Annotated in this window: 16 protein-coding genes; 9 read left to right on the forward strand and 7 right to left on the reverse strand. The window is 56.7% G+C overall.

Translation table 11 applies throughout. The annotated features are described in order from the left end of the window. Window positions 1-69: 69 nt before the first annotated feature. The 6 genes from UCMB321_RS17215 to UCMB321_RS17240 all read right to left on the reverse strand — a co-directional run bounded on the left by UCMB321_RS17215 (window position 70) and on the right by UCMB321_RS17240 (window position 4,127). Entirely contained in the window at window positions 70-525 is a 456-nt protein-coding gene (locus tag UCMB321_RS17215; protein ID WP_040069068.1) for a hypothetical protein, read from the reverse strand. 9 nt (window positions 526-534) lie between these two features. Then, window positions 535-750, reverse strand: coding sequence for a hypothetical protein (locus UCMB321_RS17220; RefSeq protein WP_040069070.1), 216 nt, complete (start codon window positions 748-750; stop codon window positions 535-537). A gap of 101 nt (window positions 751-851) precedes the next feature. Further along, window positions 852-1,247, reverse strand: a complete 396-nt coding sequence (locus UCMB321_RS17225; protein ID WP_040069072.1) for a hypothetical protein — start codon at window positions 1,245-1,247, stop codon at window positions 852-854. 488 nt (window positions 1,248-1,735) lie between these two features. Continuing rightward, entirely contained in the window at window positions 1,736-1,975 is a 240-nt protein-coding gene (locus UCMB321_RS17230) for a hypothetical protein (protein ID WP_040069074.1), read from the reverse strand. 183 nt (window positions 1,976-2,158) lie between these two features. After that, window positions 2,159-3,313, reverse strand: a complete 1,155-nt coding sequence (locus UCMB321_RS17235; protein WP_040069076.1) for a Shedu immune nuclease family protein — start codon at window positions 3,311-3,313, stop codon at window positions 2,159-2,161. 133 nt (window positions 3,314-3,446) lie between these two features. Continuing rightward, window positions 3,447-4,127, reverse strand: coding sequence for a site-specific integrase (locus UCMB321_RS17240; RefSeq protein WP_040069078.1), 681 nt, complete (start codon window positions 4,125-4,127; stop codon window positions 3,447-3,449). 215 nt (window positions 4,128-4,342) lie between these two features. On the opposite strand from UCMB321_RS17240, the gene UCMB321_RS17245 reads away from it, so the two are divergent. From UCMB321_RS17245 to UCMB321_RS17265, 5 genes are read left to right on the forward strand one after another with little or no spacing between them, the layout of a single operon-like run. Then, a complete protein-coding gene (locus tag UCMB321_RS17245; protein ID WP_040069080.1) occupies window positions 4,343-4,747 on the forward strand; it encodes a TIGR03757 family integrating conjugative element protein in 405 nt (134 codons plus the stop codon). Next, window positions 4,744-5,691, forward strand: a complete 948-nt coding sequence (locus UCMB321_RS17250; RefSeq protein ID WP_084615087.1) for a TIGR03756 family integrating conjugative element protein — start codon at window positions 4,744-4,746, stop codon at window positions 5,689-5,691. The genes UCMB321_RS17245 and UCMB321_RS17250 overlap by 4 nt, the downstream gene beginning before the upstream one ends. A gap of 47 nt (window positions 5,692-5,738) precedes the next feature. After that, on the forward strand, window positions 5,739-7,136 hold the full coding sequence (locus tag UCMB321_RS17255; RefSeq protein ID WP_040069085.1) for an integrating conjugative element protein: 1,398 nt from the start codon (window positions 5,739-5,741) through the stop codon (window positions 7,134-7,136). Further along, entirely contained in the window at window positions 7,133-7,477 is a 345-nt protein-coding gene (locus UCMB321_RS17260; RefSeq protein WP_052451287.1) for a hypothetical protein, read from the forward strand. The genes UCMB321_RS17255 and UCMB321_RS17260 overlap by 4 nt, the downstream gene beginning before the upstream one ends. Window position 7,478: 1 nt before the next feature. Beyond that, on the forward strand, window positions 7,479-8,984 hold the full coding sequence (locus UCMB321_RS17265) for a conjugal transfer protein TraG N-terminal domain-containing protein (protein ID WP_040069086.1): 1,506 nt from the start codon (window positions 7,479-7,481) through the stop codon (window positions 8,982-8,984). A gap of 24 nt (window positions 8,985-9,008) precedes the next feature. Here UCMB321_RS17265 and UCMB321_RS17275 read toward each other — a convergent pair whose 3' ends face one another. After that, window positions 9,009-9,374: a DUF3742 family protein gene (locus UCMB321_RS17275; RefSeq protein WP_052451288.1), complete on the reverse strand. Its 366-nt coding sequence runs from the start codon at window positions 9,372-9,374 to the stop codon at window positions 9,009-9,011. Between the two features lie 192 nt (window positions 9,375-9,566). Here UCMB321_RS17275 and UCMB321_RS30775 point away from each other — a divergent pair, with 192 nt between their 5' ends. The 4 genes from UCMB321_RS30775 (at window position 9,567) to UCMB321_RS17295 (ending at window position 12,340) form a co-directional block, all read left to right on the forward strand. Next, entirely contained in the window at window positions 9,567-9,917 is a 351-nt protein-coding gene (locus UCMB321_RS30775; protein WP_040069088.1) for a hypothetical protein, read from the forward strand. Between the two features lie 216 nt (window positions 9,918-10,133). Further along, window positions 10,134-10,415 carry a helix-turn-helix domain-containing protein gene (locus tag UCMB321_RS31800; RefSeq protein ID WP_084615088.1) on the forward strand — a complete coding sequence of 94 codons (282 nt, stop codon included), beginning with the start codon at window positions 10,134-10,136 and terminating at the stop codon, window positions 10,413-10,415. Between the two features lie 63 nt (window positions 10,416-10,478). Then, window positions 10,479-11,693 (forward strand): DNA cytosine methyltransferase, encoded by a 1,215-nt coding sequence (locus UCMB321_RS17290; RefSeq protein WP_040069089.1) that lies wholly within the window; start codon window positions 10,479-10,481, stop codon window positions 11,691-11,693. Beyond that, window positions 11,690-12,340, forward strand: coding sequence for an Eco29kI family restriction endonuclease (locus UCMB321_RS17295; protein WP_040069090.1), 651 nt, complete (start codon window positions 11,690-11,692; stop codon window positions 12,338-12,340). Before UCMB321_RS17290 ends, UCMB321_RS17295 begins: the two co-directional genes overlap by 4 nt. Window positions 12,341-12,398 lie beyond the last annotated feature (58 nt).

Here is a 12,398-nt window from a genome sequence, read left to right on the forward strand (position 1 = left end):
GCCAGGAGCCCGAAACTCGCTCCCATCTGGCTTGAAGGTAACTTTGATGGCCATCGGTCTTTTTCCTACTTAATCCGGCTTACAGATCAGGCCTACTTTCTTGGCCTCGTCGCGGGCAGCCTTGTAGCCATCCAACGGGTATGCCGGCCACCCGGAGGGCATGCAAAACCCCTGACGTCGCTCCTGGGATCGGAACTGCGCATGCCAGCCATCGTTACGGTCGAAAACCCAGCCGAATAGTCCAGTAGCTTGAAACTGGTCGTATGTGATATCAATGATGAAATCACCGACCTCAAACCATGCGTGGGTTGCTCCGTCTTTCAGCTTTGGGTGACGTGTACCGCAGACGTACTCCCCTTCATACTGAAGCGTTTCCCAAACTACTCGCCCCAAAATGTCAGAAGCGACCCCGCACGCGCCTGAGGGGAATCCGTTAAAGGTTGAGCCCTTTGCATCAACGAGGCTAATGAGCCCAACCCTGCACGCAAGGGCCACCTTCTCAAGCTCTGTCCTGATTGCATTCATGGTCTTTTCCTACGGGTTAACAACTTGGCCGCCCTTCAAAAAGGAGGACCACCATTGCTGATATTCTTCTCCCTCAAAGGTGTGCTTAACGGTAGTACCATCGGCTAGCATCAGACGAAACTCTCTTTGGCCGTAAAGCATATTCCTATTGCCTACTTCCTCTGCCTCTAAAACCGCCACATATTGATAATGACTAGTATGGGCCCGAAGTTTTTTCCAAAGCATTATCATTCTCCACGATTCGATGAAAAACTCATGACCTTGCTCATCCGGCTGTACTTTACAGCGGGTTGTACCCGGCCAATTCCCATCAGATTGGATCAGTCCTAAGCACCATAGTGCGCTTTGCACTTGGGGCACTTCCATTTACCTGCGAAATCGAATTCAGGTGACATGCTGGTAAGCCTCACCTGACGCTCACCAACATCCCAACAAGAGGTGCAAAATCTTCCAGTCTCTCCATCAAAACTGTAAACGCCTTCGCTTGTATAGGTCGGCTTTCCAGCTGCCTTCTGCTTAACCTGTGCCTGGAGAAGGGCTATCTGATCTTGAGCCGCCGCGAGCTTCAATTTAAGTTCGGCGGATTCAAGCTTTGCGTCACCAAGAGCCGAATGCAGATCCGCAACGAGCATTTTAAAATCAGCATCGCCAACTTTTTTGGCTAAGTCGCGAAGTTTGTTTGAAGCGTCCAGCGCCTGCTGTAGTAATGCGATGATATCCATAACCTTTCCTATGTACCTTTGCTTACAAGGTTTAGGGCGCCGCTACCCGGCTCACCGATAACATAAACATCATGAGTGGTGCTTCTGAAGCGATCTACGACCACATCGAATAGGCGATCCGAAAGAATGATGTCCGGCACCGCTGGCGAAGACACCGATACAGCGAAAGATGCATAGCAAGAATCCCCTTCCTTGATGCAATTGACATGGAAGTCCAAGCTTTCATGGGGCCACATCAAACCTGCGGCTACCAATCGAGATTGGTCGAAAAGGCTATCTAGATAGCCTTTCAGGCCGTGGTACGCTGATTCCGTGATGGGTTTTAGTAGGTTGAAATGTTGCCGTTTCGGATACATAGGGGGTTCCCTGCTCAATCCAGGGGGCAAGAAATTGCCCTCTCCTACGGCCTCGGCCCAGCGTATGACTGGGCTTGGGCGGTACTGCTACTTTTCCTGCTTACTTCGACGGTTTCGGCCATGCTCGTCGTGTCAGCGCTTTTCGTGGTCGAAACCTGGCTCAATGGAATCAAGCCCTTCCAACTTGAACCCACGCTCCAGGTTCAACCGCACTAGCTGGCAACGGTCGAAGTCACCCACACCGGTAACATGCACGTTATGAGGGCACAATTCCTCTACCAGTTCTGCCCCTAGATCCATACGCCCGGTCCGGATGAAATGCGCAGCAGCCCTCAAAACTCCGATTTGGCTTTCGCTGTTCTTCAGTCCCATTCAAGTCTTCCCTTCTGTTCGTCATTTACTCAAGGCACAAAATTGCGCCTCTCCTACGGCCTCGGCCCAGCACATGGCTGGGCTTGGGCGTTACTCGATTTTTCCGCGCTGGGCGAGGCACCCCGGCATGGGACCGGGCATAATCCCTCTGGATTCAAGAGTGAACTTCTGAAAGCGCGTCGATTATCGGTCATGCTGCGTTACGATAAATCGGGCGCGCTCATAAAGCTCATCGAAAGTTATGATTTCTGGATTGCTGGTGTTCCGTCGATACATCTCAAATGACCTGTATTTCTCTTGGTTTATACCATGCTCGCTAACAAACTCTTGCAGGCTACCGATGACAAGGAAAGATTTAGGCATGTAGTTAAATGCTTCTTCGCCTGTCGGGTTTCCGCTTTCGTCAGTTATCGCTAGCTTAGCCTGGATTGAGTCTACAGCCGATGAAACGGTTACTTGAGTTTGACAGACCCCGCCTGCTAGTTCGTTGGACGGAGCCCAACATCCGGCGCGATAATGCCTACTCTGGAGAAGAGGCGTTTTGTGAGTCTTGATTTCAGCAAAGCAAAGACTTGAAATCATACCTCTCGTTTTGAGTAGCCCATCCGCCCGCTTTCCATGATTGGATATGGAATATCCTTGCACAACTTGTTCTAGCTTCTTATCATCTAATGATGAGGCATAAATGTAGCTTAGGCCATAGCCAAAGATCCAAGGATTTTTTTCGAAAAACCGTTGCCATAGCATCTCGTCTTTACAGTTGAGACTCGTTCTAATCTTTTCAAAATACGCTTCGTCGTTTAGCAACCTCTCGAACGCCTCAAGCTGACGTTTGCGGTAGCCAACTGCGATGATGTCCTCCTTTGTTACGGCTGACTTTATCACCTCAGCAAAAAGTTCTTGGTTATCCTGTAACATGGCTCTTGCTTGGTTGCTGGATAAAACAAGCCCGCGAAGATTCTCGTCCGTTACCTTCTTAGGCCCGCGCCCCTCAAGAGGCATCGATTGGACGTGATGCAGAAATTCCACAAGTTTTCCGATTTCATCCCCTATAAATGAAAAACTCGCATTGTGGGGCTTGTCTGTGGCTACCGTGTAACCTTGGATGTTCAGTACGAACATCTTTCGATCATCTTCAAAGAACTTAGCCGTTATGCAGCTTTTCGCGCCGTCTTTGTGACGAAGTACAAGCTCGTTTTTGATTTTGGCGAAAGCATAGGTCTCGGGATGCTCAATCAACTTGGTCGCGATCCTGACCTTCCTCTCTTTGTCGCCGAAAGAATCTAGTTGAGGACTGATGTATGTCTTTCCTGGCTCGGGATTCTGATAGCTGTCCATGCGGTGTCCTTATGCCTAAAAGATACGGACCTTGGGGGCACCGTATGTAAGCGGCGCTTTGTGCATCTCGGTGTTGCTAGCGTCTAGATCGATTCATGCACTGAGGCACACCCTACAGACACTACTGATGTCGCTATGCCAGTGCAACCTCGAATGCATGTCGAATTGTCGCTTGGTCTACGGTCAAATAAGGCTTGCTGTGATCAAGACAGGAATGGCCAAGAATGGTCTGCACCGTCTCAACATCGCCTGTTGCCGCTAGCACCTTGGCCGCTAGGGAGCGCCTGCCGCTATGCGAAGATCCCTGCTTGATACCGGCCTGCCGGTATAGCCTGCTGATAGTCTGCTGGAGCGAATCACAGGCCCGGTAAACCTCTGGCCCTCCGTCCAGTTCACGGTGCTTGAACGCCAGTTCAAAGGCTTGGCCCTTGTGTGTGGTGACCAGCTTGGAACCTGGGCGTAGCCCTAGGTATTCTTCGGTGCCGGAAAGGCCCCAGCGGCGGCGCAAGCGAAATGCGATCCACCCCTCCAAGGCGGCGCGGCATCGTGGATGGGTCAGGTACACATTGCGCGGCCGACAGCCCTTGGTGATATCTGCGCGTAGATATACTTCGGGCTTAATGGCTCCGCTGGGATACAGCACATCTGCGACCTCCAGCAAGGCCAGCTCGGTGACGCGAATGCCGGTGGTGTGCGTGAGCCATAGCAGCATCACGTCACGCTCAGGCATGCGGCCTGTGACGGAAGCAACGCGGATTAGGTGTTTGAATTGTCCAGGGCGAAGGGATGTTGCACGGCGGATGGGGGCAGTCATGGGGCTCTCTGTCAGGATTGGTGGCGAATCGCGGACGATCCTGAGAGAGTTGGCAGCGGGCCTCCTGAATAGCTTACAGGCCCGCGCACCTTAGTATTCACGGAAAGTCCCACCACACACCTTCCAAAAAAGCCCCTCCCCCTAATCCTGTTTTCTTGCTGTGATCGTGCGTCGTATTGGAGACGATCCGGGTTTCTCTTACCCGGACCTTTGCTATGACGCTATCGCCTTCTTTTCCTTCGCTCGGCCTGTCTGCCTTGCTGACCATTGCCCCCTCTTGTTTCGCCAGCACCTGGGTCATCACGGACTCAGCCCATCCCGTTGAGGTGACGGCGGACGTTCGCCTGATTCACCTGGATCGTCTTGATCACCTGGAGGCTGTGCTGTCCGGTCAACTGCCGGCGGATCCTGCCCTGGCGCAGGCTCTCTTTCAGGAAAGCCTCACAACCGAAGCGGCGGCCGAGATCAGCCAGGCCCACCAGGACGTGGTGGAAGCCTGGAGCCTCGGCGTCACCAAGATGCCAGCCGTTGTCGTTGACCAGCGCTACGTCGTCTACGGCGATCCAAACCTTGAGCGAGCGCTCGCGAAGATTGAGCAGTTCAGGAGGGATCAGCCATGAGTATGGGTTTGCCGCGTAAGCGTGTTAGGTCGTGGGTAGCGGTTCTCCTGGCCCTTCCCTACTCGATCCCGAGCCTCGCCCTGGACACCGCCACCATCGTCCCTTCGGTATCGTCTCCGAGCTGCCTGGAGTATCAGGTCGTAGGGGTGTGCTATTGGCTGCGGTGCACGCCCTTCGGCTGTAGCGTCAAGACATCGGCCAAGGTCCGGCATTACGTACCCGATGCTGTGGTCTCCAGTTATTCCTCAACGGGCCAGAATCCCTGGACCGAAGTCAGGCTCCTGAGCCCGGCCAACCCGACGGCCCAAGGCGGTGGCAGCGGCACCACCAACAACGTGAACGAGAACAACCTCTCGGTCTTCAAGAACGTCGATGTGATCGGTCACCCAGGCATCGCGGCGTTCAATGCCTTTGCCAGCGGTTCGGGTTACACCTGCGCGGGTGCCGGCACACCCTATGTACCCAACCTGCTCAGCACGCTGGACACCCTCGGCTGGCGCCATGGCATTCCGGAAAGCATCTACCCGCCTTCGCTGATTCCAGGCCTGCGTGAAATCGGCAGCCGACTGTCACTGAACTTGTGGGGCAGCGTCTACCCGCGCAGCGGCTTCCTGCACCAGCCCGATGACTACAAGGCCTCTGCCGTGATGGCCCAACGCGCGGGCGACATCGTCACCCGCCCGGGCCAATTGCATGTCTACCGGCCGCTTCTGGCTCTGCCGAGCCCAGGTTACTGGCCCGCGGGGGACCTGCGTGAATCCGATCCCCGCACGGGCAAGTGGCAGTCGCTGACACCGGTGCTCAGTCCCTCCTGTTCGGTCTTTCCTCACCCGGGCCCTCACCTTCAGGCCCAGGACGGCGGTTACGCCTGGTCGCTGTGGCGCCCCTACACCTGCTGCAAGCAAGAGGGTCAGACCTTTCTCGGCAGCACCGGACCTCAATAACGCCTTTCCCGTCTTTCCATTGTCTCTTACGAAACGGAGCTTCACCCATGACTCGGATGTCAGTGTTTCAACGGTCTTCAGCCGGTCCCTGGCTGGTCCTCTTCACGGCCCTCTCGGGCTTGCCTGCCTTCGCGGCGCCACCCAGTTTTAGCAGCACCGGCAGTGTGATCGGTGACGACGTGCTGTACCGAATTGGCGGCGGCAATGCCGTGTCTATGGGACGCGCGGGCAACATGCGCAGCATCGGAGTGGGCATGGGTTGGAACAGCAACCTCATGTGCGGAAACATGGACCTGTCCACCACCCTGCACAACCAACTCAACGGGCTCACCGATGGTTTTCAGAGCATCATGGGCAGCCTGATTCAGAACGCCACCGGCGCCGTCGCCTCACTGCCGGCGCTGATCATTCAGCGGGCGGACCCGGCCCTGTACAACCTGCTCACCAACGGCATCTTGCAGGCCCGTTTGGACTTCGATCGCTCCAAGGCCAGTTGCCGCGCCATGGCCGAGCGCATGGTCAACGTGGCTGGCAGCCAGAGTGGCTGGGGCTCGCTCGCTGAAGGCCAGGCGCTCAAGGAAGCCATGGGCCAGAACCGCGATGCCGTCGCGGTGACGGCCCAGGCCGAGTCGGATAAAGGCAATACCGGTATTCCCTGGGTGGGCGGTGATAAAGCCGGTGGCCGAAGTCAGCCACCGATCCGGGTGGTCAACACGGTCACCAAGGCCGGTTACAACCTCCTCAACGGCCGTGGCGCCACGGAGACGGGAGCCATTGCCCCCGCCGACTGCAACAACGGCATGCTCTGCGGTGTATGGCGCTCACCCGATGAGGCCGCCACGTTCGCTAACCGTGTCCTGGGCGAAGTGGAGCAGCAGACCTGCGAAGGCTGCACTAAGAGCAGCACCACCGCAGGCGTGGGCCTGACGCCTTTGATTCAGGAGGAGTACGAAAGCAAACTCCAGTCGCTGCAAGCGCTCATTGCCGGTACCCAACCACCCAGCCTGGAGAACCTCGCCGCGGCAGGCAGCAGCTCAATGCCCATCACCCGGGGCGTCATCACCGCGCTGCGCGATGAGCCCGACCAGGAGCTGTTGGCCCAGCGCCTGGCGTCGGAGATCGCCGTCACCAGCGTGCTGGAAAAAGCGCTGTTGCTACAGCGCGCCCTGTTGGCCGGCAACAAGGAACCCAATGTCGCCGCCAACGAGATCGCCACGGCCGCAGTGAACCAGGAGCGTGAGTCCCTGCAACAGGAGATCACCAACCTGCGCACCGAACTTGAACTGCGCCGCGCCCTCACCAGCAATTCCCCAGCCGCCATCATCGCCCGCCATACCGAGCGTAAGGACAACTCACGCACCATCTACGAAGGCGACCCGGACACCAACCGCCTCGAAGCGGTGGAGAAGGACATCAACAGCGGCAGAAGGACTCAACGACCATGAACACACCCTTCTTCTCTCGCTTCAAAGGCTGGGGTGTCTGGGCCCCCATCGCCGTCGCCTTGTTGGTCATCCTCATCGCGGCCGCTTTCAACCTGGGTGGCGTGTATGTGATGCAGGGGTTGCCGGCCTGGCAGGCCTGGAGAGCTCACACCTATTGGTATTTCTTTGCCTGGCGCATGGGGCTCTACAGCGTTGCCCTGCTGGGGTGGCTCAAGTACCGCGCGCGTCTGCTCAAGCGAAAACCGGGGGCAAACCTGCGATGGCGCAAAGCCGAAATCGCGGTCGTGCTGGCCTTGGTCCTGATGGAGATGTCCCGCGCTTACACCCAGCTAGGAGGCTGACATGACGCTCTACACCAACGACTACTTGGAGTACTACCTGACCCTCGTGGGCTGGCTCGTCGGCAACGGCATCTGGGACGTGCTGATGGACTCCGGGCTCTTCGCCCTACCGATCTTTGCGATCCTGCTCCAGGAATGGCTCAGGGCCCGCGATGAAGGTGCCGATGAGGGCAACAAAGGTCTGCTCGCAGCCACCCGCATCGAGAACCGCCTATGGCTGGCCACCGCCGTGATCATGTTTGCGGGTGTGCCCTTCATTGAGCTCAACCTCACGACGCTGCAGTTCGATGACAGCCGTTCACAGCAATGCCAGTACCAGGTGCCGGCACCCGAGGACACCGGCTGGGGTCGCTCCTTCACGTCCTTGAACAACCAGAGCGCCCGCGTGCCGGTTTGGTGGTGGTTCGTGCATTCGATGTCCAAGGCGGTGACCGGTGCGGCAGTGGCGGCTATTCCGTGCGGAACGGATCTGCGGCAGATGCGTATGCAGGTCAACACCACCCGGCTGCATGACCCGGTGCTCACGCAAGAGGTCGCCGACTTCACCAACGACTGCTACGGCTACGCCCGGGCCAAGCTGTTCATGAGCCGCCCCACACTCACCGACGAACAGACCCACGACATCAACTGGATCGGCTCTCAGTATTTCAACCAGCAATCCGGCTACTACGACACCTACCACTCCAAGACCCCACGGGCCGAGTGGCCCTACGACCCGGTGCGAGACATGGGGTTGGCCGAGGTCAGCCATGGCGGCGGTTACCCGACTTGCAACCAGTGGTGGGCCGACAGTGGCCAGGGGCTTCGGACGCGGTTGCTCACCCAGGTGGACAGCAGCCTGCTGGATCGCTTTATCCGGTGGGCCAGCTTCATGCCCCAGGAGAAAGTGAATGACGCGATCATTCGGCAGGTGGTGTCGCCGAGCAGTCAGCATATGACGCAGGGCAAGGTCTACACCGACTACGGTGGCCAGGTGGGTGGATCAATGTTCAACGTCATGAGCCGCGCGACCGGTAGCGTGGGACTGACTGTAGGCACCACGGCCTACTTCCCGGCCATGGACGTTGTGCGCCAGGCCCTGCCCATGGTGATGGCAGCACTGAAGATGGCCCTGGTGATCTGCATACCGCTGGTGCTGATGTTCAGCACCTACGACGTGAAAGCCGCCGTCACGGTGTCGGTGGTGCAGTTCGCGATGATCTTCGTAGACTTCTGGTTCCAGCTCGCCCGCTGGATCGACACCACCATCCTTGACGCCTTGTACGGCTGGAACTCACCCCACTCCAGCCTGAACCCGCTGATGGGACTGAACAACACGGTGGCAGATATGCTGCTGAACTATGTGATGGCCGCATTGTTTATTGTGCTGCCAACATTTTGGATGAGCGCCTTATCTTGGGCCGGCGTACGAACAGGAACAGTCCTTAAAGGGCTAATGGATGCAACCAGCGGAGCCCAGCAGCAAGGGGAGAAAGGCAAAGGCACGATACAGAAAATCCTCAAATAACTATTAATAGCGGGCCGCCCAAGACTATAGGTCATGATCAAACCTCGGGTCGTTCATGTACTCAAGTGAGTCAGGGTCAGGACAAAGCCCTTCACTGTCGAAACTCGCCATAGGTTCTGAGGCATCGTCATGATCGGGTGCCATGGCTGCAGCGGCCGCAATGGCTAAGGCACCTAACACGAACAATGCAACCCAAAACGCCAGGTACAAAAGCAGCCCTGCAACGGCCAGATTCACGATCCAACACACAGACCGCGTTGCCATAGGCGGTATGCTTTTCTTTTGAAACCACCGAACCAGGGTGGTTTCAATCCTGCGACAGGTGCCCTGCAGGCGCCCAAGGCGATAGCCCAGTCGGTAAGCAAATCCTTGATTCTTCCTCTCGTCCATATTCACACCTTCCCTGCACTCATGATTGGGCTTGCTTCAGTGCCTTGGGGGCCTGCTGCCCCATCAGCTTTGCAGATGGATACGAGACATGCTCGTAGGGGAATTCGCAAAATCAGCAGGTATTTTTCAGCAGGCACACACCATTGCTGCTGAGTTCACCGTACCCTCAGGCGTGAAGTTGGCACTGGGTCCATGCTCAGATATGAAGCCGAGGCGCTTGAAAAGCGGATTCCTGGAGAGTTCTTTTCTCTCAGTGAAATCGTGAGGACCTATGGTGTAGAGGCGCTCGTGCAAAACCTGTTGGACGTAGAGATCTATCTTGACCGCCACCTCTGCGGTGACTGGAGAGAGTTACCTGGAGCGGCGAAAAAGCTCTGGATCATCACATCAGCACACAGAAGCGTCACGTTCCTGTTCCTGCCTATTGAACCCACCCTGCCCCAGTATGACTGCGGCTCACCGCACTTGAGAACCTGCACGATGCAAGTAAACACTTGGGCTTCGCGGGACTCCTGCAGTCGCTCGAAGCAGTTCAACACCTGACAGGCTCCTTCAATCACATGCCCGGTCACGTCGCCCTCTAGGGCACGTGTGCGCCTAGAAACAACGCTGCAAACGGAGATGCGTGGCATAACCCGCGAACTCGACGGAGGGACAGAGGAGCGTGACAAAACTCCTTTGGAATGAAACACGTACCTTGCCAATCTTGATGTATACATCAATAATCGCGTCGGCGTGTTGCTCGCTTGGAGATGACGTATGCGAACACTGCGAGAGCTTGGTGCGGAGGTGGCGACTAGACGCCGCGCGCTGGGCCTGAAGCAATTGGATGTTGCCAAACGTAGCGGTGTGACGGCCGAATCTTTGTCCCGCTTCGAGCGAGGCCGAACCTCCGAGTTCGGCAGCCGAAAGCTCTTAGCCGTTCTAGCCGCAGTGGGAATGGAACTGGCCTTGATTGAAACCCCATCAGACCGGTGTGAGCGCCCTGTAGAAACCACGCAAACACACGGGCGCTCGGCGTTCTCTGGCCTAGAGGCTTAAAAGCATGCGACCACCGTTAAACTGTTGGATAGAGAGCCAGTTCTCTGGTGATGGAGTAATGCAATGAAATCGGTTGAGCTTTTCGCTGGCGCCGGCGGGCTTGCGATGGGATGCGAGATTGCCGGTTTTGAGCATCTCGCCGTGGTGGAGTGGGACAAATGGGCCTGCGATACCGTGAGAGAAAACCAGAAGCGTGGTTATCCCATCCTGGCGGGCTGGAATCTACACGAGGGTGATGTTCGCGAATTCGACTGGTCCTCAATTCCGCAGGATATTGAACTGCTGGCGGGCGGCCCTCCATGTCAACCGTTTTCAATCGGCGGCAAGCATAAGGCCCATCAGGACAATCGGGACATGTTTCCCGCAACGGTCGAGGTGATCCGCCACCTTCGGCCCAAGGCTTTTATCGTGGAGAACGTCAAAGGCCTGACGCGCTCAACATTCGTGAACTACTTCCACTACATCCAATTGCAATTGGAGTTTCCCGAACTACCTCCGAACCAAGACGAGGACTGGGCCGACCACTTGGCGCGTCTGCAGGTTGAAAAAACATCGGGCAAGCGCAAAGGCAAGGGACTGACGTATAACGTGATCCCAACACTGGTGAACGCGGCCGACTATGGGGTTCCGCAGAAGCGCGAGCGCGTGTTCATCATTGGCTTCCGTGACGATCTTGGGATCGAGTGGTCATTCCCCGCCCCCACACATAGCCACGATGCGCTGCTTTATGATCAGTGGGTCACCGGTGCATATTGGAAGCGTCATGGAATTCCGCAACCAGCAAGCCCCGCCAAATTTGCTACGCGCGTGGCCAAGTTGCGTCAGGCCAAGGAACCACCACAGACGCTGCCATGGCGAACCGTGCGCGATGCGATTCAAGGTCTTCCCGACCCGGAATCGCGAGCTGCCTTGCATGTGCCTAACCATCTGTTCCAACCGGGCGCGCGCGTCTATCCAGGCCATACCGGGAGCCCTTTAGATCTGCCAGCCAAGACACTGAAGGCGGGAGACCATGGCGTTCCTGGTGGCGAAAACATGCTGGTGAGGGACGATGGAAGTGTGCGTTACTTCACCATCCGCGAAAGCGCACGAATACAAACATTCCCCGACGGTTTCCGCTTTCATGGAAGCTGGACCGAAACCATGCGCCAGCTTGGAAATGCCGTGCCAGTCGTCCTGGCACAACGCGTGGCAAGCAGTGTCGCGGAGCAATTAGCATTGGCCGAGTTAACCCGACTCGCCAAGATCGAACAAGGTATTAAAAGGAAGAGCGCGTGACAGGCAAGGTCATTCCATTCAATCCGTTGGACAAAAAAAACCTTGGTGCCAGTGTCGCCGAGGCCTTGTTAAGCAAGGAGGCTCACCCGCTTAGCGATCTACCTGTATTCGAGGGCGCGGGAATCTACGCGATCTACTACACGGGGGACTTTTCGGCCTATCAGCCAATTTCCCGCCTGAACAGTGACGGCAAGTTCCTGCTTCCAATCTATGTGGGCAAGGCGGTTCCCGCCGGAGCACGAATGGGAGCGAATCAGGAGTTGGCGGCTGGCAAGGTTTTGCACAAGCGGCTGAAAGAGCACGCCGAGAGCATCAAGGCGGCCGAGAATCTTAATATTGAGGACTTCCACTGCCGTTTTCTGGTGGTAGACGATATTTGGATTCCACTGGGCGAATCACTGATCATCGCCAGATTCACGCCTGTTTGGAACTCGTTAATCGACGGCTTCGGGAACCACAACCCTGGTAAAGGGCGACACGCAGGCATGCGGCCACGTTGGGACGTATTGCACCCGGGACGTGCCTGGGCACTGAGTTTGGCGGAGCGACCCGAGACTGCGGCGCAGATTGCCCAAGACGCCGAAACCTACCTGAGGGTTCTACCAGCCTGTTTATCTGCTCAGTTCATCGAGGCCGAGGGCGAGTAATACAACGGCGCCGTGATGAAAGGAGCCAGGAGTGAACTCCCTGATTCCATCATCACGG

The sequence above is a fragment of the Pseudomonas batumici genome (assembly GCF_000820515.1).
GTDB lineage: Bacteria > Pseudomonadota > Gammaproteobacteria > Pseudomonadales > Pseudomonadaceae > Aquipseudomonas > Aquipseudomonas batumici.